The 21460-nt window shown below is 47.3% G+C and carries 18 protein-coding genes; 12 read left to right on the top strand and 6 right to left on the bottom strand.

The annotated features are described in order from the left end of the window. Window positions 1–99: 99 nt before the first annotated feature. From BAZ21_RS17860 to BAZ21_RS17815, 10 genes are all read left to right on the top strand, one after another. Window positions 100–1707, top strand: coding sequence for an OPT/YSL family transporter (locus BAZ21_RS17860; protein WP_068503653.1), 1608 nt, complete (start codon window positions 100–102; stop codon window positions 1705–1707). 10 nt (window positions 1708–1717) lie between these two features. Beyond that, window positions 1718–2785, top strand: a complete 1068-nt coding sequence (locus tag BAZ21_RS17855) for a DUF917 domain-containing protein (protein WP_068503929.1) — start codon at window positions 1718–1720, stop codon at window positions 2783–2785. Window positions 2786–2807: 22 nt separating this feature from the next. Further along, a complete protein-coding gene (locus BAZ21_RS17850; protein WP_068503652.1) occupies window positions 2808–3755 on the top strand; it encodes a DUF1177 domain-containing protein in 948 nt (315 codons plus the stop codon). A gap of 55 nt (window positions 3756–3810) precedes the next feature. Continuing rightward, window positions 3811–4506, top strand: a complete 696-nt coding sequence (locus BAZ21_RS17845) for an AroM family protein (RefSeq protein WP_068503650.1) — start codon at window positions 3811–3813, stop codon at window positions 4504–4506. A 258-nt stretch (window positions 4507–4764) separates the two neighbouring features. Further along, window positions 4765–5715: an aminopeptidase gene (locus BAZ21_RS17840; RefSeq protein WP_068503648.1), complete on the top strand. Its 951-nt coding sequence runs from the start codon at window positions 4765–4767 to the stop codon at window positions 5713–5715. A 14-nt stretch (window positions 5716–5729) separates the two neighbouring features. Continuing rightward, window positions 5730–6389 carry an aspartate/glutamate racemase family protein gene (locus BAZ21_RS17835; RefSeq protein WP_068503646.1) on the top strand — a complete coding sequence of 220 codons (660 nt, stop codon included), beginning with the start codon at window positions 5730–5732 and terminating at the stop codon, window positions 6387–6389. Between the two features lie 225 nt (window positions 6390–6614). Next, a complete protein-coding gene (locus BAZ21_RS17830) occupies window positions 6615–8150 on the top strand; it encodes a PucR family transcriptional regulator (RefSeq protein ID WP_068503644.1) in 1536 nt (511 codons plus the stop codon). Window positions 8151–8187: 37 nt separating this feature from the next. After that, window positions 8188–8874 carry a response regulator transcription factor gene (locus BAZ21_RS17825; protein ID WP_068503642.1) on the top strand — a complete coding sequence of 229 codons (687 nt, stop codon included), beginning with the start codon at window positions 8188–8190 and terminating at the stop codon, window positions 8872–8874. Then, complete coding sequence (locus tag BAZ21_RS17820; protein ID WP_068503640.1) at window positions 8871–10454, top strand: sensor histidine kinase; 1584 nt, start codon at window positions 8871–8873, stop codon at window positions 10452–10454. Before BAZ21_RS17825 ends, BAZ21_RS17820 begins: the two co-directional genes overlap by 4 nt. A gap of 125 nt (window positions 10455–10579) precedes the next feature. Beyond that, the gene (locus BAZ21_RS17815; protein ID WP_068503638.1) at window positions 10580–11761 is read left to right on the top strand and encodes a dipeptidyl aminopeptidase; all 1182 of its coding nucleotides are present in this window, start codon (window positions 10580–10582) and stop codon (window positions 11759–11761) included. 88 nt (window positions 11762–11849) lie between these two features. Here the strand turns inward: BAZ21_RS17815 and BAZ21_RS17810 are convergent, their stop codons facing one another. The 6 genes from BAZ21_RS17810 to BAZ21_RS29065 all read right to left on the bottom strand — a co-directional run bounded on the left by BAZ21_RS17810 (window position 11850) and on the right by BAZ21_RS29065 (window position 17225). After that, a complete protein-coding gene (locus BAZ21_RS17810; RefSeq protein WP_068503635.1) occupies window positions 11850–13295 on the bottom strand; it encodes a SpoVR family protein in 1446 nt (481 codons plus the stop codon). After that, window positions 13292–14458 (bottom strand): sporulation protein YhbH, encoded by a 1167-nt coding sequence (gene yhbH, locus BAZ21_RS17805; RefSeq protein WP_068503633.1) that lies wholly within the window; start codon window positions 14456–14458, stop codon window positions 13292–13294. Before yhbH ends, BAZ21_RS17810 begins: the two co-directional genes overlap by 4 nt. Window positions 14459–14613: 155 nt before the next feature. Then, complete coding sequence (locus BAZ21_RS17800) at window positions 14614–14943, bottom strand: AzlD domain-containing protein (RefSeq protein ID WP_068503631.1); 330 nt, start codon at window positions 14941–14943, stop codon at window positions 14614–14616. Continuing rightward, window positions 14940–15665: an AzlC family ABC transporter permease gene (locus tag BAZ21_RS17795; protein ID WP_068503629.1), complete on the bottom strand. Its 726-nt coding sequence runs from the start codon at window positions 15663–15665 to the stop codon at window positions 14940–14942. The genes BAZ21_RS17800 and BAZ21_RS17795 overlap by 4 nt, the downstream gene beginning before the upstream one ends. A 350-nt stretch (window positions 15666–16015) precedes the next feature. After that, window positions 16016–17002, bottom strand: coding sequence for an AraC family transcriptional regulator (locus BAZ21_RS17790; protein ID WP_068503627.1), 987 nt, complete (start codon window positions 17000–17002; stop codon window positions 16016–16018). 67 nt (window positions 17003–17069) lie between these two features. Beyond that, window positions 17070–17225 (bottom strand): hypothetical protein, encoded by a 156-nt coding sequence (locus tag BAZ21_RS29065; RefSeq protein WP_176718169.1) that lies wholly within the window; start codon window positions 17223–17225, stop codon window positions 17070–17072. A gap of 492 nt (window positions 17226–17717) precedes the next feature. On the opposite strand from BAZ21_RS29065, the gene BAZ21_RS17785 reads away from it, so the two are divergent. Together BAZ21_RS17785 and bglX are read left to right on the top strand one after the other, a co-directional pair. Then, entirely contained in the window at window positions 17718–19103 is a 1386-nt protein-coding gene (locus BAZ21_RS17785) for a PTS transporter subunit EIIC (RefSeq protein WP_068503625.1), read from the top strand. Window positions 19104–19118: 15 nt separating this feature from the next. Further along, window positions 19119–21341, top strand: coding sequence for a beta-glucosidase BglX (bglX, locus tag BAZ21_RS17780; RefSeq protein ID WP_068503623.1), 2223 nt, complete (start codon window positions 19119–19121; stop codon window positions 21339–21341). Window positions 21342–21460 lie beyond the last annotated feature (119 nt).

Here is a 21460-nt window from a genome sequence, read left to right as displayed (position 1 = left end):
CAGGCGGAACATTGTTTATGGCAGGAAAGTTGCAGTAACATAAGTTAAACCTATTTATGAGGGATGAAAAACAATATATCTAAAACGCAGGAGGGTCATATGGAACACGAACAAGAAAAGCGCCACCCGAAAACGTTTGAGCCTTTTGCATTTATTCTGATTGTAGCTACAAGTATTCTGGGAGCGATTATCGGGATGCAGATCGTAACCAGTCTGGGCGTAACCCCGAATACGGCCATCATCGGAGCGTTAGTTGCGATGCTGATTGCACGTATTCCAGTCAACTGGTTTTTACGATATAAATCCGTTCATCGTCAAAACTTGGTGCAAACCGCCATTTCCTCAGCTACTTTCGGGGCAGCCAACAGCCTGCTGATTCCTATTGGAATCCCCTATCTTATGGGAACGCCTGATTTGGTTGTACCCATGCTGCTGGGAGCGGCATTAGCCATGTTCGCAGATGCGACGATACTTTATAAAATTTTTGATTCCAGGCTGTTTCCAGCCTCGGGCACCTGGGCTCCGGGCGTTGCAACGGCGGAATCGATCAAAGCCGGAGATAAAGGCGGCAAACGTGCCGGTTTGCTGGGCATTGGGACACTGATCGGGGTAGTCGGCTCTTATTTGAGCATCCCGATGTCTGCTTTTGGGGTCGCATTTATCGGCAATATTTGGGCGCTCGGCATGTTTGGGATCGGGCTATTGATTCGCCAGTATTCCATGCCGCTTTTTCAGATTGACGTTAATGCGCTCTACATCGCTCATGGCGTGATGATTGGGGCGGGAATTGTGGCGTTAATTCAGGCGGCTATACTCGTGTTTGGCTTTTCCGGGAAGAAAAAGGGCGGCACTGCCATACTTGCGGATAAAGCCTCGGATGCGGAATACACCCGTCCGATTGCAGAGGCCCGTCGTACGCTTGGACTCGGTTTTATCGCTTATCTGGTTATTTCGCTGTTGATCGCCATCATCGGCGGACTGGTTACACACATGTCGGTAGGTATGTTGATCGGCTTTATCGTATTTGCAGCCTTTGCCGCGTTTGTGCATGAAATTATCGTCGGTATCGCGGCTATGCATTCCGGTTGGTTTCCTGCCTTTGCGGTCGCTTTTATCACTTTGCTCGGCGGGATGATGATCGGGTTTCCACCTGTGGCGCTGGCGCTGCTGGCCGGGTTTAGCGCAGCTACAGGTCCTGCTTTTGCTGACATGGGCTACGATTTGAAAACAGGCTACATCCTGCGTGGCAATGGCAAGGATAAAGAGCTGGAGCGGGAAGGCAGGAAGCAGCAGTATATAACGGCTCTGATCGCTTTTGCGGTTGCACTGGTAACGGTAGCTTTGGCTTATCCGAGCTATTTTGCACAAAATCTGGTGCCGCCGATTGATAAGGTATATGTGTCGACGATTCAGGCCGGGGCTACACCGGGGATTGCAAGTCAGCTTTTGCTGTGGGCGATTCCGGGGGCGATTCTCCAGCTCATCGGTGGGTCTAAGCGCCAATTGGGTGTCATGTTTGCAACAGGGCTGTTGATTGCGACAGCCAACGCATGCTGGGCTGTACTGGTCGGCATAGCGATCCGCTATCTTGTAACCCGTTTTGGGAAAAAGGAGACGGTAGCTTCTATGACGATTCTGGCTGCCGGTTTTATCGCAGGGGATGCACTCTATAACTTCTTTAACTCCGTATTTAAACTAAAAAAGTGAGATGATGCAGATGGACGCTATAAAGCTGGATAAAAGGATTGTGGAATATGCCGTTTATGGCGGTGCAGTCTTGGGCGGTGGAGGCGGAGGCTGGATCGAGGAAGGGCTGCGGATCGGAAAGCTGGCTCTGGAAGCAGGACAGCCGCTGCTAATACCAATAGACCATTTTGCAGACGACGATCTCTTTGTCACTGTGGCTGTCGTTGGTGCTCCGGCTGCGCCGGACAAATATGTAAAGCCCGTTCATTATGTAAAAGCCCTGAATATAGTGTCTTCCATGACAGGAAAGGGCGTTCGGGCTCTGCACACAAATGAAAATGGCGGCGAAACAACGATTAATGGCTGGTTTCAGTCGGCCTTGACCGGTATCCCGGTTGTGGATTTTGCATGTAACGGGCGGGCGCATCCCACAGGAACGATGGGCTCGATGAATTTAACCGAGCTGCCGAATTACGTCAGCCATCAGGCTGCCGTAGGTGGACGCGGGGAGCATTATATAGAATTGGGTATTACGGGTTCCCTGGAGCATGCCGCTTCGCTGGTTCGTAAAGCCTCGGTGGAAGCTGGAGGATTGGTAGCAGTTGCGAGGAATCCGGTGACTGCTGCTTATGCAAAAGCCAATGGTGCCCCGGGAGCCATTTCCCGGGCAATCGCCGTCGGAGAAGCGATGCTGGCACATCGGGGGGAGGCTGCGATTGCTGCCGTGACCGCCGAACTGGGCGGCAAGGTTATCGCTACAGGTGAAGTAACGGAGTGTCGGCTTGAAACATCAGGAGGCTTTGACACTGGAGTGGTTGGTATAACGGATAGCGGTCGGGTCTACGAAATGACCTTCTGGAATGAGTATATGTCGCTGGAGCTTGACGGGGAACGGTTAGCTACATTCCCGGACCTGATCATGACCTTGGATATCGATACAGGCAGGCCTGTAATTACAGCTGCCGTAGCCAAAGGACAACGGCTGGCTGTCATTGCAGTACCGAAGGAACATCTCCTGCTTAGCACAACCATGTTTAACAGCAAGCTGCTGCAATCGATTGAGCCAATAATTCATAAGCCAATTCTGCCCTACTTATAAAATATACAGGAGGAACGCAACGATGGCACTTCAACAAACATTAACGGTATTCGAAGCACTGGACAGCGCCTATGTGAATGGTGAGCGAGTAAAGCAGCTTTTTGCTGGATATGAGGATATTGTAGTAACCGTAAAACAGGTGACCGGAGCGAAGGGAAGTACCGATTTTATCCATGTGCTTATTCCCGGTACAGAAGGTAAAAGCTCGGGCGGTACAGCACCAACATTCGGTATTGTTGGTCGCCTGGGCGGGATCGGCGCACGTCCATCCCGAATTGGCCTCGTATCTGATGCCGATGGAGCGATTGCGGCGGTGGCGTCTGCGCTAAAGCTGGCAGACATGCAGATTAAAGGTGATAGGCTGAAGGGGGATGTGATTGTCACCACCCACATTTGCCCGGATGCACCTACGCGCCCGCATGAGCCGGTTGATTTTATGGATTCACCTGTGGATATTGTGGACATGAATCGCCATGAGATTGATCCCGGGATGGAAGCCATTTTGTCCATCGATACGACCAAAGGCAATCGTGTTATCAATCATAAAGGAATCGCAATTTCACCTACGGTGAAGGAAGGCTATATTTTGCGGGTCAGTGAGGATTTATTGCGCCTGATGGAACAGACTACGGCACAACTGCCTGTTACTTTTCCGGTTACAACACAGGATATTACGCCGTATGGCAACGATCTATATCATATTAATTCGATTTTACAGCCTGCTGTAGCGACGGATGCACCTGTAGTCGGTGTTGCGATTACAGCACAGGCGGCTGTACCGGGATGCGGTACAGGGGCAAGTCATGAGATTGATATTGCCACTGCCGTGAGATTTTCGATTGAAACCGCCAAGGAATTTACGAACGGAACGTGTAGATTTTATGATCCGCAGGAATTTGCCAGAATCACCGCATTGTATGGCTCTATGAAAATATTACAGACAGCAGGCAGTGCTCAAAGCCAGGGCTGATGCATAGCAGGGCAGGCCGCAGGCTTGCCCTTTAGCGTCAGGAGCGTAAAATAAAATGAAGCAAAGGCAGGGATTCAGGATGCATAAGCTAGGGATGATTACGATTGGGCAAGCCCCCCGGTCGGATGTGGCCCCTATTGTAGAAAGGGCCTTGGAAGGCCGGGCAGAGTTGGTACAGGCAGGCGCGCTGGACGGGCTTTCATCCGACTATATACAACAGCATCTATCGCCGTCGCCGGGAGAATATGTATTGACCTCGCTTCTGACAACCGGGGAGTCGGTGGTCATTTCACGTGAGAAAATCCAGCCGCTGCTTCAGGACAAAATCACACGTATGGAGGAGCAGGGGATACGTACGATTTTGCTGCTTTGTACCGGCGTATTTCCCGGATTGCACACTCGAACGGCTTTTTTAATCGAGCCGGATCATGTGCTTCCGCCTGTACTTAAAGCTATGTCCAGCGGAAGAAGACTTGGACTGATTGGACCGCTCGAAGAACAGAAGGATAACCTCAAGCTGAAATTCAGTCCTTACGGATTGAATCCCCAGTTTGCAGCGGCCTCGCCTTACAGTGGCAGTGCGGAGGAGTTTCGCCGAGCTGCCGGGCAGTTCGAGGGTCAAGCCGATCTTATTGTGCTGGATTGTATGGGTTATACGGAGACACATAGAGAGCTGGTGGCGCGTTATGCAGGAGTACCGGTCGTATTGTCCAATGCCTTGATCGGCAAGCTCGTATCGGAAATGGTGTGAGCGTATAAGCTGACTGAAAACTTACATGGTAGTCACTACACAAGCGGATGGTGCTTCCTATCGCTGTTGCTCCCGGATTTTCTGAATAAATGCACTACGGGAGAAATCCGGGAGCAGCTTAGGCTTACGATGTGAGCTTTCCTACGGAAAGCTTTCAGGCGATCGCTTTCGCTTGTCCAGCACCATTCCGCCTGCTCCGTTTCCCATGTAAATATTTCGAGATCAGCTTATATAGCCTAAAAATAGGAGGTAAGAAATATGAGTCAACAACGTGTTGAAATCAGTAAAAATGTATTGCAAAAATGTTTGGGACTCACCGCCGGAGAGACACTTCTCGTTGTCACCGACGATGATAAAAAGGAATTGGGCGAGTCCATATATGAGGCTGGTAAGGCACTGGGAGCAGAAGCGGCTATGATGACGATGAAGGTACGCTCCAAATCAGGCGAGGAGCCTCCGACTCCTGTTGCCGAAGCCATGCTTCGCTCCAACGTGGTTGTATGTGTCACCCGGTATTCGCTGACACATACAAGTGCCCGTAAGCAGGCCGCAGCCGCTGGGGCTCGTTTGGCGACCATGCCTGGCATGACAGACGATATGTTCATGAACGGAGCAATCGCTGCTGATTATCCCAAGGTCAAGGCGCTGACCGAAGAGGTGACCGCATTGCTGACAGCTGCCAAACAGGTACGGATTGAAAAGGATGGGTATAGCCTGAATTTTACCATTGAAGGTCGCGACGGCGTTCCCAGCACAGGTATGTATTTGAACCCAGGCGAATCCGGTAATCTGCCTTCCGGCGAAGCGTATATTGCTCCACTGGAAGGAACAGCACAAGGCCAGATCGTGGTGGATGGTTCTGTAGCGGGAATCGGTGCATTAAAGGAGCCGCTCCTGCTGACAGTACAAAATGGCAGATTGATCGCTGCGGAAGGAGAAGCCGGACAGCCTCTGCTGGATATGCTGGGTGAAGGTGAGGGCAGAATGCTGGCCGAGTTCGGTATTGGAACGAATGATAAAGCCCGTATTACGGGCGTTGTGTTGGAGGACGAGAAAGTGTACGGCACGATCCATGTTGCTTTTGGCAGCAATAATACCTTTGGGGGAACGGTTGCTGCGGGCGTACATATTGACGGGGTCGTTCAAAAACCGGATGTATATCTGGATGATCGTCTGATTATGAAGGCTGGTCAATTGCTGGAGAGATAAAGGAGGAAATCATCATGCTTGGAATTATCAGAGTACTCACCATGCAGGACGAAGCAGCTATCGGCCTTCACGGCCGGCTCATCGAGCAGCGCTACGGGCTGCCTGTTACCAGTGTATGTATCCCCGATCAGCCAAAGGGAATCTACGATGATATCACTGACCGGGAGGCTGTGCCCAAAATTGTGCTCGCGGCGCAACAGCTCGTTCAACAGGGCTGTACGTCTATCGGCATTAGCTGCGCGGCAGATCCGGCGCTAGAGGAAACTCGCCAGGCTGTAGCTGTCCCTGTCTATGGCGCCGGGTCCTGTGCAGCACACCTGGCTCTGACATCGGCCAGCCGTGTCGGCGTGTTGACCATTTTGGACGAGGCTCCACCATTGATTCGCCATATACTGGGCGAGTCTTATATCGGTACGGAGCGTCCCGAGGGTGTGCGGACGACGCTGGACCTGAACACTCCACAAGGCAAAGAGGCTGCCATGGCAGCGGCGATGCGGCTTCAAGAGAAGGGGGCCGAGGTCATTGTGCTGGCCTGCACAGGTTTTGTAACGATGAACTTTGCACCTGAGCTGGAGCGTACGTTGGGTATTCGAGCCGTTGATCCGATTGTAGCGCTGGGTGCGGCTGCTTCGGTACGTTGGCAACCGCATCATGATGAGGCACAGGCAGGATAGTTTTTTAACTTGTTTATAAATAGCTTAATATCGAAATAAACCGTCTTTTCCAGAAAAGGGCGGTTTATTTGTGTTCCATTGAGCTCCTAAAAATAGAAATGGTCGGGTTGGAAAGACATGATCTAGCGGTAAAAGGTTTTGTTTTGTAAGCTTTTTTGGTACACTATCCTGAAAATTAGATGAAGCAAGGACTTTGCAAAATAAATAGCAGGGTGGTCTGTCATTATGAAAATACCGGGTGTAACAGTTCAGGAGCTCATGGCAATCCCCGAGTTGAAGGAGGCAAAGGTATTAAGCGGAGAACAGGGGATGAACCGGTTTGTCCGTTTTATTGACATTATGGAGGTTCCCGATCTGAAAGGCTGGATTCGGGAAGGTGTATTGTTGATGACAACCGCTTATTCTATCCGTCATGAGCCTGAGGTATTGTGTCAAATCATTCAATTGCTGCATCAGGGTGGGGCGGCGGCGCTTGTGATTAAGCCGACCCGCTTTCTCACGGAAATCCCCCGCAGTGCGCTGGAGGCAAGCAATGCCTGCGGCCTTCCTGTGATTGAGATCCCAGCCGATATTCCATATACAGATATTACACAGCGTGTCATGGATATGGTGCTGAACCGGCAGGCTGAGCTGTTGCGGCGCTCGGAAGGAATCTATCGGACCTTAACCACGATGGTTCTGGAGAACAGTGGCATACAGGCTGTTAGTGACAATATATCAGAATTGCTTAAAGCTCCGGTTGCTTTGATTGATAATGGAGGTCAGGCTATTGTCACTTCACCACAAGGCTGGGATTGGATGAAGGCGCAAGATTCTCGTCATTTTCCCATTAATGTGGATAAACGCACGGTCGCCAAGCTGGTCATTGCCCGCAATGAGCTGGATGATATGGAGCAGGTTGGCATTGAACAGGCACGTCTGGTGATGGCGCTGGAATTAATGCGTGAAAAGGCGGTAGAAGATACGGAAAGTCGGCTGCGGGGGAATTTTATAGATGAGCTTATGACACCTCCGGTACCTCTGCGCCATGAGGTTGAGCGGAGAGGGCGTCAATTGGGATTTAATCCGGCTTATGATTGGGAGGTTGCTGTCCTGGAGAGTGCTGCGGCTCCGCCAGAAGAGACTCTTTCCGGTTTGCTGAACCTGGAATCGGCCCGACGGCGGGTGGTATCTCATATTGAGTTTCGTTCCAATCGGGCGGTATTGTTTTTGCCTACGCTGAATTCAAGTGATCGTCATGACGGAGCTGGCGCCGATCAGGAACGATCCTGGGCTGAAACGTTGAAGAGCTGGGCAAGTGAAAAAGCTTTGGGGACGGGTGATTATTATATAGGCATCGGAAGCGCCAAAAAGCTGTGGGAGCTGCTCCAAAGCTATAATGAGGCACGGCGCGCAATTACGGTATCGCAGCGGCTGTATCCCGACCAACGTGTCTGCACATACGGCGATGTAGAGATGCACTATATGCTTGGAGAAGCGATGGACACAGAGGAATTTTCAAATGTATTCGAACGCAAGCTGGGGAAGCTTCAGCAATATGATCGGTCACATGGCAGCGATTTACTCAAAACGTTATTTTATTATTTGGAAAACAGGGGCAGTCTGATAGATACGGCGAATTATCTTTTTATACATCGTAATTCAGTAAAATACAGACTGGAGCGGATTCGCGACATGACGGATTTTGATCTTAATGATCCACGCGAGCAGTTTATATGCCATACCTGTCTGATTCATTATTATTTGCGGGAGCATAAGTAGACGGACGCTTGGCCCTTGGGAGCAGGGAGGGAAGAACATGGATAAAAAAATACTGGTAGCGGACGATGAGCCCAGTATTCGCAATGCACTGGCCTATGCATTAAAAAGGGAAGGTTTTGTGGTGGAAATCGCCGTTGATGGGGAGGACGCATTGGAAAAAGTGCGTTTGTTCCACCCGGATGTGTTGATATTGGACGTGATGATGCCCAAGCTGGGCGGATACGAGGTGTGCCGCCGTTTGGAAACTCGGAAGGGCATCGGTATTTTACTGCTGACTGCCAAAAACGATATTGTGGATAAGGTATTGGGGCTGGAGCTGGGGGCAGACGATTTTATGAGTAAGCCATTTGATCTGAGAGAGCTGCTCGCACGTATCAAGGCGTTGGTTCGGAGGCTGGAGCGAGAAGGAGCACCTGCACCGGAAGGAGCGGAAACGGTACTTGGCCCGTTACGGGTACGTCCGTCCAGCCGAACGGCTGAAATCGGAGCAACGGCGCTGGATCTCACTCCCAAGGAATTTGATGTGCTGGCGCTATTGGTGTCCCATGCCGGAAGAGTGTATACCCGGGACGAGCTGCTGGAGCAGGTGTGGGGCTTCGATTATGCGGGCGGAACACGGACGGTGGATATCCATATCCAGCGTCTGCGCAAGAAGCTTGAGCCACATCAGGCGATATTGCAGACCGTGTATGGTATCGGCTATAAGGCAGAGAAGATAACGTGAACAAACCACATTCATCCAATAAACAAGCAAGCTTGCCGTCCACTGACGGGCAGAAGCACACTCGCAAGCGTACAGGTTTGAGTCTGCGCTGGAAACTTCCGCTGGTGCTGGCGGCTTTGCTGCTGTTTACTGTCGGTGTGCTGAGCTGGCTTGTACTTACCGGGATTCGTACCAGCCAGACAGATCAAATGGAGCGCGGCTTAAAGCGTCAGGCTGAAATTGTGGAAATGCGTGTAAAGCAGTCCTATCTGTTGGGAGTAAGTCCATCGCCCGAAGCCTTCATGAAGAAGCAGGCCCCCCAACTCGCGGTGGAACTGGGCGTGTCCAGCAACATGCGCGTTATTTTATATGATCGTAAGGGACATGAGGTTGGCAATTCGCTGCCGCTGGCTTTTAGAACGGATGTCAGTCAGGCGCTTTCTTATGCGCTCCAAGGCAAGATCGCCTATATTACGGAAGGCAGCACCATCATCTATTTGGCTCCGCTCCAAGGCCCGGATGGTTTGTTGGGAGTGGTGCAGCTTCATAGTTCCATTGAAGCACAGCAGCAGTTCTACCAGGCCATTGCCCGCATGTTTCTATGGACCGGGGGGACTGTGCTGGTATTGAGCTTTATTTTGGGCTTGGGCTATGTCAGTCGACAGACGAGAGACATCGGGCGATTGACTCGCGCTTCAGAGCAGATATCGGCAGGGCATTATCCTGAAGCGAGATTGCTTCGAAGGCAGGATGAGCTGGGGAGACTGGATGAAGGAATGCTCCAGATGAGTCATGTGATCCGGGAGAGCATTACCGCGCTGGAGAATGAAAAGTTCCGGCTGGAAGAAGCGGTTCAGCGTTTGCGGGAGCTGGAGCAGCAGCAAAAAACTTTTATCGGCAATATTAGCCATGAGCTGAAAACCCCGTTAACCTCTATCCAGGCTTACGCCGATTTGCTGGATATGTATGGGGATGACCCTGAGCTGGTGCGTGAAGCCAGAGAAAGTATCCACAAGGAAACGAAACGCTTGTACGAGCTTGTAGAGGATTCGCTGCGGCTATCTGTGCTGGATAAATATGATTTTGAATTGCATGCGGAGGAAGTGGAACTGCGCTCGTTGCTCGAAGATGCCGGGAGCCGAATCCGGGGAAAAGCAGCGAAGCGTGGACTTCATTTTTCGATAGATGCTGTTCCTGCGAAGGTATGGGGTGATCCTAAGCATCTGATGCATATTGTGCTGAATCTGCTGGATAATGCGGTGAAGTACAATCGGGACGGAGGCTGGATGACGTTATCGAGCCGGGTGGAACGGGATACCGTAATCGTGTATGTACGCAATTCCGGTCCGTGGATTCCGAGGGAAAAATGGGAAATGATATTCGAGCCGTTTGCTACCTTGAGTCGTGATCGTTCCCGTCAGGATAGCGGTACGGGGCTTGGACTTCCTCTGGCGCGCAGGCTGGCGGAGCGTATGGGGGGAGAGCTGCATCTTACAGCCTCAGGTGAGGAGGGGATGGAGAATTACGACGCGTACGCAAAGGGGAATGGCAATGAGTTTTCGCTTAAGCTGCCTTTGTTGGTTCACGATGATTCCCTGTAAACGGCTTTAAGCGTCAATTCCAGGACCTAAATAGTGTTTTGTTTACAACTTGGAAACAATCCGATGTATTCATGAGACGTTATGGTATTAAACTGGGGGTATCGTGAACAAGGAGGTCGTATAACATGATAAAGAAAAACAGAATGAACCACGTCCAAAAGAACAGCGTCCCTTGTGGCGATCATCCCCGTGCATGGCTTCTCAGACATAGAACCACGGGATTGCTCATAACGAGCTTAGTAGCCGTTGTATCACTTAGTGCCTGTGGAATGAACGACGCAAGAGAAGGCAAGCCATCGTCTGGTACGAAGCCGGGACAACAGCTTACGGTGATTGACACCGATGCAGCCCGTCAGCAGGTAACGGATGAGCTGGTGGTATCGTCCATCGACAAGCTGGGAGATGTCTACGCGAGGTCCTGGCTAAGCGACGAAGAGCTGATTGTGGAGAGACAGACCCGGCTGATGATTCATAACGTAAAGACAGGCAAGGAACGGGCTCTTCTACCGGACCGCAAGGCTCCGCAATTGCTGGCTGTGGTATCACCGGATCAGCGACATGTCTTTTTTACGGAGGGCAGCACCAGCAGCAAATATGATATCCGGGGCTATATTCTTGAAATAAGCAGCGGCAAGGTTACACCGATTGGCAAGCTGGATATGTCCAACGAAGTAAGCTGGGGGGATAAAGAACATCTGATTACAGGCGCACCGGACGGCAAAATTTATCTGATAGGTCTGGACGGCAAGGCTAAAGAATTGAAGTTTCAAGACCCTAATCGGGCTGAGCTGATTTCTCATGTCGAAAAAGTGGGGAACGCCATATTTTATACAGGCAATGATAAGCAAGGGTATCGGGTGCTGAATCGGTTTACCATCGACGACCCTCAAGCTGTAACGATTGCGAATGGCGCTGCGTCCTTTGCTGTTTCGTCTGACGGTAAATGGATTGCCATTGAAAAAAGAAAATGGAACACCTCCGAACCCGCCCGCATGATTGTATTGGATGAACATGGCAAAGAGAAGGGAACCGTCGGTCAGGGGACTTTAATGAGCCGTGGAAGCTGGTCCAGTGACGGGTCCAAGCTGGCTTTTTCCATTTATGATGAGGATCAGCAGGGGATGAGAGGGTTGTATGTGTTTGATCAGTCCACGGGTAAAACAACTCCGGTCACGACCGACATCCAATCCTACGACAGCCCTACGGTATGGAGTCCGTCGGCTCGGTTTTTATCCATGTATCAGAATATTTCGGAAGGCGGAAAACAGCTGAATCAAAGCTATATTGTTCAATTCAAGGAAAAGTAGGTTCTTGATCCAGCCGTACAAAAAGGCGCATATCCGTTTTTCGGAATGCACCTTTTTTAATTCAGGCTGATTTTTTCGTCTATACGTATTACACAAACTTGCGATGATGTTTCTTGCCGTCGTATGAGAATAAGGCGGGCTTACCCTCAATCATCGTTTCCAAATGTACGGCGCGGCCCCATAGCTGATACACATACGGAAGCGTTCGTTCCATATATTTTAAATCCAGCTCAATCCCTTCATATTGGTGCTTCAGCTTCAATTCGCCTGTATGCAGATAATCACCGTCCTCCACGACGATATAAGGAGAACCCCCATTCACACGCGAAAATACAAGCTGATCCCGTATGTTTTCCCAGGATTTATCGGTGATTTTCCAATCCGGTCCCCGTTTCTCGAACACGTACAGATCCAGATCCTCTGTCAGTTTCTTGGTCATGTAATTGCGTATAAAAGAGGTGTCTGAGTCAAACACCCGTACCTCGAACATTTTAGCGCGTCCTTCGCCCGGTTTGCGTCCTTGTCGCTCCTGCTCCTCACGGGTTGGATGATCCCATCGCTTTTCAATATCTTCAAATATTTTAAGCCCCAAATAATACGGGTTCAGGCTTTGCCTGGAAGGCTGTACGACCGAAGCATTCAGCATCGCAAATTCAACGGTTTCATCTCCGGTCAAATCCAGTTCCCTGACAATCCGCTGATGCCAATAGGAGGCCCAGCCTTCATTCATGATTTTGGTCTCCATCTGGGGCCAGAAATACAGCATTTCGTCCCGCAGCATTGTCATAATATCCCGCTGCCAGTCTTCCAGAACCTCCGAGAATTCCTGAATAAACCAGACGATATCCTTCTCCGGTTCCGGTGGGAATTGACGCACCTGGATGCCTTCGCTTTCCGTCGAATCCGATTGTGGCTTCACGGCGTCCAGTGACCACAGATCATCGTAAGGCCCAGGGGGACGTTGGCGCTTTTCAGGTTCTTTCTGCTCCCGGATTTTGAGCTCCATGTAGCGTTGCTTATCCAGATGCCTTGGTTTGATAAGCTGTGGGTCGACATGCTCTTGTATCGCCAGTACGGCGTCGATGAAAGATTCGACGGTCTTCGAGCCGTATTCCATTTCATAGCTGCTGATTCGATCTGCTGTGGCGGACATACTCTCCACCATATTGCGGTTGGAACCTGAGAAGCGGGCGTTGTGCTTGAAAAAATCACAGTGCGCCAGCACATGGGAGACAATCAGCTTATTTTGAACCAATGAATTTCCTTCCAGCAGGAAGGCGTAGCAGGGATTGGAGTTGATGACCAGCTCATAGATTTTGCTGAGGCCAAAATCGTACTGCATCTTCATTTTGTGAAATGTTTTTCCAAAGCTCCAATGGCTGAAGCGAGTAGGCATCCCATAGGCCCCGAACGTATATACAATATCCGCCGGACAAATCTCATACCGCATCGGATAGTAGTCGAGCCCGAAACCGTCTGCAATCTCCATAATTTCTGATATCGCATATTCCAACTCCTTCTGGTCGGTGCTCATCCCGCCGTTCCTCCTTCCCGTTTGCGAAAAAAGGTACGCAAGGCTTGGTATACCTCACCTTTTTCCTTGATGACATAGTACATAAACTGATCCTTTTTAATGTTCTTGTAGGCTGACATCAGTGTGCTGCTGCGATTATATTGATTCACTTCTCCATAGCCGAACATATTGCTTCGTTTGATAAGTTCCTCGATTAGCTTCACACACCGCTCGTTGTCCGAGGTCAGGTTATCGCCATCCGAGAAATGGAAGGGGTATATATTGTAGCTGGAAGGAGGATATCGCTTGTCAATGATCTCCAATGCCTTGATATAGGCGGAGGAGCAGATGGTGCCGCCACTTTCTCCACGGGTAAAAAACTCTTCCTCCGTAACCTCCTTGGCCTCGGTATGATGCGCGAGAAAGACGATTTCCACCTTTTCATATTGACGGCGCAAAAAGCGGGTCATCCAGAAAAAGAAGCTGCGGGCGCAATATTTTTCAAAAGATCCCATCGAACCTGATGTGTCCATCATGGCTATAATCACCGCGTTGGATTGAGGGATGGTTTTCTCTTCCCATGTTTTATAGCGGAGATCGTCCGGACTGATATGATGAATGCCCGGATTGCCCTCACGGGCGTTGCGACGCAAATTTTCCAAAATGGTGCGCTTCTTGTCAATGTTCGCTTGCATGCCTTTTTTACGTATATCATTAAATACGATAGATTCAACCTCGATTTGATCTTTGTCTTTTTGCTGTAAATTCGGCAATTCCATTTCCTCGAACAGCATATCTTCCAGTTCTTCTATACTAACTTCCGTTTCCACAATATCGTGTCCGGGTTGATCGCCGGCTTTCTCGCCTTTGCCCGGTTTCCGGGAAGCAGGATCACGTCCAATGACATCTCCCACCTGACTGTCTCCATCCCCTTGGCCCACATGCTTTTGCTTTTGATAGTTATAAATGAAGCGATACTCATCCAGACTGCGAATCGGTACTTTAATAATCTGTTGACCATCCGACATAATAATATTTTCTTCCGTTATCAGATCGGGTAGATTTTGCTTAATGACATCCTTGACCTTCTGCTGATGACGTTGCTGGTCCTGGTACCCTTTGCGATGCAGCGACCAATCTTCACGGGATACGACGAATGAATATGGCTGGCGTGGTTCCGGCATTGTTAGGCACCCCCCAAGTGGATACACGGCACAGTTTGGCCTTGTTGGTTATTAAGTATATTCACGGGGATGTACGATATGTGATGGAACTCGATTTAAATTCTGCCCGTTTACTTTTATAATGAAAGTAAAAAATGTAAAAAAGGCCCCAAAATCTATCCCAGCCACAATAGTCGAATTACAGCCATACTTACAATACCGACAACGACGGTAGCCAGCAGATTTTTGCTCCACAAGGCAGTCACCAGCGTAGGGAGGACAGCTAAGAGCACTTGCCCATTCAGAGTGACCGAGGTTTCGGTTCGGACGAGCAGATTTTCCATCACGAGTGCTGTAAAAATACAAATGGGAATATAGGAAAGCCATTGCAGCACAGGCTTGGGCAGCGCCAGCTTTTGCAGCACGACGAAGGGAATGATCCTTGGGATCGCCGTGACGATCATGCCGCCGATAATGATATACAGGACATGGGGATGGATGTTCATTTGTCGGTTAACACTCCAATCGTTGCGGTGATCATCGTAGCTGCAATGACCGCGATATGTGATGGCACCCACCAGGATAAAAGATACATCAGAACAGCCATACACAGCACGAGCAGCAGACGGTGCTTGAGCTTGGAGGTCTGTATACTTTGCAGCTGGGAAATGAGCAGGGCAAGAAACATGGCTGGCAAGGCAAAGTCCAGACCAAAAGCCTCTGGACTGGAAATCCAGTTCCCGAGAATCCCTCCCGCAACGCAGGACGCAATCCAGACGAGATACGCCGTTATATTCAACCCGTTCATCCAGCGATCGCTTACCTGTCCGCCTTTAGCCAATTTATCCGATGCTACCCCAAAGGATTCGTCCGTCAAAAGAACGCCGATACCTATGTTTTTCCACAGAGAATATTTAGTAAAGTAAGGAGCCAGCGACGCGCTTAATAGCAGGTGGCGGGCATTCACAATGAATGTCGTTAAAATAATGACGGATGGAGGACTGGCTGTAGCCAGCATTGAACACATAATAAACTGAGAAGCTCCCGCATATACAAGTGCTGACATCAGTGCAATTTCCATCGTGCTCACCCCGGATGAGGCCCCCACAATGCCTGCTGCGAACCCAATACATACATAACCGAGCAATGTAGGAATGCAATCTTTAATCCCCTGTAAAAAGCTGAGTGAATCGGGCTCCGTTCCGCTCAACTCCGATGCTATGGACATTTCAATCTGACCTCCAGTGTATAAATTTTATAACAGTATACAACGGAAGTTTATAATTGATCAATATATTATACGTATGTATGTTATATTGAATATTTCTTGTGGCGAACAAGCCTGATGTATCCGTTGTAATTAGTTTTGTCAGTATATAGAATATGTTTTGTCATTAAACTTGAATTAGATGTCAGTGCCTGCAACCTTGATGGTTCAGGCGTTTCTTGGAAAATTAAAAGTGAATTTATTCGCGACAATAAATCTCTCTAGTGGAGTAATAATCAGAAAGAGGCGATATATAGATGATATTACCAATTTTCGCACCTAATTCTATATATTAGGAACCCATATGCTCCCTAAATGCTTCTAAGTTCTTTAGGCGAGCATCCGTAGATTGAATTAAATTTTTTGTAAAAAAAGCTAATGTTTTCATATCCAACATAATTTGCAACTTCAGTAACACTCATATTACTGTTAATCAGAAGCGTTTTTGCGAAATGTAACTTTTGTTGATGAAGCAGTGCAATAAAGGACATTCCTGTATATTTTTTTAGCTGTGAAGAAAGATAATTGGCATTTATATTAAAAAAAGCAGCGGTGGAGTTTAATGTACAGGTTCTGTAATTTTCTTCTATATATTTAAGAATGGGGACAATAGGATTTTTTTTGAGTCGGTTGCCCTCTTCTGTAGTATCGGTCTCGTATAAATTGATTAATTCCATCATAATTAAGGAAAACAGAGAGTCCAGCATTTCAGCAGAACGTGTGGAGGGGTCAAACCATTCGCAAAAAAACTCATTCATAAAAATGGGAAGCCTCCTGTTGTTTTCGGAACGAAAGAGAATAAAGCTGTCATGGGCATTACCTTCAGTAATGGAATTAATAAAAAAGCTGGAAAGAGGACTGTCTGATGCAAGCCTGTTAAAAAAGTTACTGTTGAAGTATTCCTTTCTAATAATAATATTAATAAGAATATCTGATTCTCCAAGGGGCTCAATCGTATGAACGGTATCCGAATCGACAAGAAGAATCTGTCCCTTTTGCAGAGAATACAAATTTTGATTGATGATTTGAGTACAAGAGCCATCATACATGTAATTAATTTCAATCCAGTCATGAACATGCAAGGGATAAGGCTGAAAACGAGAATGCTTTTTCACTATAATATTGGGTGAACTTTTAAATAATTCTGAATGATGCTGAACATGTACTTTAGCCACTCTTTTACTTTCCTTAAACATATAAAGATATTCAAGTGGATTAGGAGAAGAGATTCCCTGACGATATAAAATTTCATGTTCTGTCATTGTACGTAAAGTTTTATCCAAATTATTGGGATCCATATCGGGTTTCTCCCCTCATCATATTTACTATTCTCAATTATAACACGAAGCCAGGCTTGATCATGGTTCACGGCAATCCGGTTATTTCTCCCCTCGCCATTAACTTGATATTTGATAAACCAATCGTAGTGGGCAGGATGCTTTGATTTTTCCTCCCATTTTTTGTAGCATAGAGTCCAAAATAAACATCTATAAACCCTCCAGCCACTTCAATAGCCAGCAAGCTACTTTCCGCATCCCCAAGATAAAACAATTACATTTATTGTATCATTTGATATTAATTTCAAGAATAATATGATTACCATCTTACTCTCGTTGATCTGCAATATCCAAGCAGAACCTCAGCCATCTTCTGAACAGGTCACGGGAGTCAATCATGTCTTTCCCCAAATGATGTCTTCTTGATATCGGGCGAAACCCCGACACAACCGCCCACCAACTCCCGCCATGAGCCTGCACTATATCTGCATGTCCGAGTTGCTGCCAGTTGACCAAGTTTCGACTATGAAAAATAGGAAAGTAATGAAATGTACTATTCACTAGGTTCAAAACGATGCTTCTATAAACTGATAACCACTAGAATAACCTAAAATACAGAAAAAACAGTGAAATGGTCAATGAATTCATGTGGTTTGGTTATTATGACAAGCTAATTATGAATGCTAGAATCTAGACTATTAATAGTTTTTGATTATGTTAAGCAGGGGGAAGCAGCATGGCAAATCAACAAAATGTAAGGGATTACAGTAATCTTGCCAAAACTATCATTGAAAAAGTAGGGGGAGAAAAAAACGTACAGTCCTTGAATCACTGTATGACCAGACTTCGGTTTGTGTTGAAAGATGAATCAGTGGCAGAAACAGAGCAGTTAAAGCAAAACGAGGGTGTCCTGGATGTGTTGCAGTCAGGGGGACAATATCAGGTCATTATTGGAACGCATGTAGAGCATGTTTTTAATGCGGTTGAGAAGATACGAGGACAAAGCCACAATATAGAAGAAGCAGGGGAAGAGAAAAACGAAAAAAAGGGAGTTTCATTACTTCTTGATACTATTTCTAGCATTTTCCTTCCGCTCATGGCAGCTATGATGGGAGCCGGTATTCTGAAGGGGATATTGGTGATGTGTACAACATTAGGTTGGATGTCTGCTGAGAGTGGTACTTATGCTGTTTTATATGCCGCCGCAGATGCTTTCTTTTATTTCCTGCCATTGATTCTGGCAGTTACCTCTGCCAGAAAATTTGGTGCAAACCAGTTTGTCTCCATGGCGGTTGCGGGTGCATTCCTTTATCCTAATTTAGTGTCTCTGCATGATGCAGGAACTGCAATCTCCTTTTTGGGCATTCCGGTAAAATTGATTAATTATGGTTCATCCGTGATTCCTGTAATTGCTGCAGTCTATGTTTTATCCAAGTTGGAAAAGTTTTTAAACAAGATTATGCCTCAACTTATAAAAGGAATTTTTGTACCTGTATTGTGTATCGTAATTATGGTTCCCGCTTCGTTATTAGCCATTGGACCGTTGACAAGTATGCTCGGCGATACTGTAGCAGCAGGCTACACCGCTTTATATCAACTTATGCCACCTGTTGCAGGTCTGATTCTAGGCGTACTTTGGCCAATCCTGGTTATTTTTGGTGCACATTGGGGACTTATTCCTATAGTCATGAATAACTTTGCTGTGTATGGCTATGATACGTTGCTTCCTGTTACAACAGGTACCAATTTTGCTATGGCTGGTGCTGCTTTTGCTGTTTTTTTAAAAACGAAGGACAGAACTTTGAAAGAATTCGCAGGTTCATCTTCATTTTCAGCGATTATTGGAGGCGTAACGGAACCGGCGATTTATGGTGTCAACCTCAAATTTAAAAAACCGTTCTATATCGCATGTATCAGTACAGGCCTTGGAGGAATTATTGTAGGTTTGGCAGGAGCGCAGTTTCCAGCAATGTTTACTACAAGCTTGCTAACCCTTCCGGCTATTGCCGTTTTAAAAGGCGGTATTGCCATGGTTATAGCCGCTATCATCGGATTTCTTTGCGCATTTGTGGGAACGTACTTCTTCGGCTTTAATGATCGTATGCTGGAAAAAAATCAATGATGTGAGGAATGTAATATGGACGAAAAGCAATTATTGAACTTAATGAATACGCTTTCTGTAGAGGAAAAGATAGGACAGTTGGTCCAACTATCCGGGGATTTTTTCAATGAAGGTGCAATGGCTGTTGGACCCGTGCAAAAGCTTGGTATAAATCAAGGAATGGTTCAATTAACTGGCTCTGTTTTAAATGTATTAGGTGCCGACAAGGTCATAAAAATACAGAGTGATTATTTGGAAAAGAGCAGGCACAAAATCCCTTTATTATTCATGGCAGATATTATTTATGGTTATAAAACTGTATTTCCCATCCCCTTGGCTTTGGGGAGTAGCTGGAACCCTGATATGGTCAATTTATGCAACCAAACTACAGCGAAGGAAGCCTGCGCTGCAGGTGCGCATGTTACTTTTGCTCCGATGGTCGATGTCGTTCGCGATGCCAGATGGGGACGTTGCATGGAGTCTACCGGAGAAGACACCTACTTAAACAGTGTATTTGCAAAAGCCATGGTCGAAGGCTTTCAAGGCGATTTCACACCGGGTGAAAGTCTGGCTTCCTGTGTAAAGCATTTTGCTGCCTATGGAGCTCCTGAGGGTGGACGTGATTACAATACAGTTGATATGTCAGAAAGAAGGCTTCGTGAAGAATATTTACCGCCGTATAAAGCAGCAGTAGATGCAGGTTGTGAATTAGTTATGACCTCCTTTAACACTGTTGATGAAATTCCTGCAACTGCTAATCAATGGTTGATGGACGAGGTGCTGCGCAAGGAATGGGGCTTCGACGGGATTTTAATTACGGATTATGCGGCAATAGCAGAGCTGATTGCTCATGGCGTAGCAGAAAGTGATAAGGATGCAGCTAGACTCGCCATGGAAGCCGGTGTGGATATTGATATGAAAACATCCTGTTATGCCAATCAGCTAAAGCCTCTTTTGGAGGAGGGGGAAATAAGCCTCAAAAAGCTGGATGAAGCCGTTCTTAGAGTATTAAAGCTAAAAAATAAATTGGGTTTATTCGAAGATCCTTTTAGAGGCGCAAGTGTGGCTAGAGAAAAAAAGTTGAGTAACTGCGCTGAGAGCAAAAGTCTTTCCAGACAAGCGGCAACCCAATCTTTGGTTTTGCTTCAAAATCTGAACGATACCTTGCCGTTAACAAAAGAATGGAAGATTGCTCTTATCGGGCCATATGCAAACAACCAGGATCTGAATGGATTGTGGGCTGTATATGGAGATAAAAGTCAGGTTGTTACTTTAAAGACAGCATTCGAGGAAATATTAAATCCCGATCACTTTCAGTTTACACAGGGCTGTGAATTGCTGGATAGCTATGAAGGGCTAGGAGACTTTGGGTTCTTCACAAAGGAAGAAACGCTGCTTAACACAGATGAGGACAAAAAAAGAGAACTAAATAAAGCTATCGAGCTTGCCAAATGGGCAGATGTTGTTATTTTTGCCATGGGAGAGCATACTTTGCAAAGTGGTGAGGCTGGCAGCAGAACAGATTTGAATCTGCCTGCAATCCAGACTGCATTTATGGAGCAAGTTCTTCCTTGGGTGAAGAAATCCATACTCCTTCTCTTTAATGGAAGACCGTTGGTGTTAACGGATATTAAAGATAAAGTAGATGCTATCCTGGAATGTTGGTTCCCTGGGACAGAAGGCGGACATGCTATTGTGGATCTATTAATGGGATATGCCAATCCTTCCGGCCGATTGACTATGAGCTTTCCCTGTGCGGTAGGTCAGGTTCCGATCTATTATAATGGTTTTAACACGGGGCGTCCGCAAAAGACCTCCACGCACAGTGTTCGATTTACTTCTCGCTATTTGGATTGTCCGAATGAACCTTTGTATCCATTTGGTTATGGCTTGTCTTACCATACAGCCGAATACTCCAATCTAAAGATTAGCAACTCGGTTTTGCGGTCAGGAGAACAAGTAGAGGTAGAAATAGAGGTTCATAATAGTAGCGAAATTAGTGGTGATGAAGTCGTACAGTTCTACATTCGCGACAAAGTGGGGAGTGTCGTACGACCGGTTAAGGAATTAAGAGGATTCCAGAAAATACATTTGAAAGCTGGAGAAAAACGAAAGGTGATTTTCACCATAACAGAGGATCTGCTGAGATTTCACACAAGGGATATGAAATTTGAAGCAGAAGAAGGTGACTTTGAGATCTATATCGGAAAGAATTCAGAAGATTATTTAGTAACTAATTTTCTATTTGAAAAAAAATAATGAAGGGGTGCGGCTGTTTTGCAAGTGAAAATAGCCGCATTTTATTATGTGAACCAACAGGCTGTTAATACGGAAGGAATATTCGGACAGCCTTTCATACTGAGCGATCGGCCCATGTT

It is taken from the genome of Paenibacillus kribbensis, assembly GCF_001705305.1.
GTDB classification, from domain to species: Bacteria; Bacillota; Bacilli; order Paenibacillales; family Paenibacillaceae; genus Paenibacillus; species Paenibacillus kribbensis_B.
Note: the sequence above shows the minus strand (reverse complement) of the source record. Positions and strands in the feature narration are given on the sequence as shown.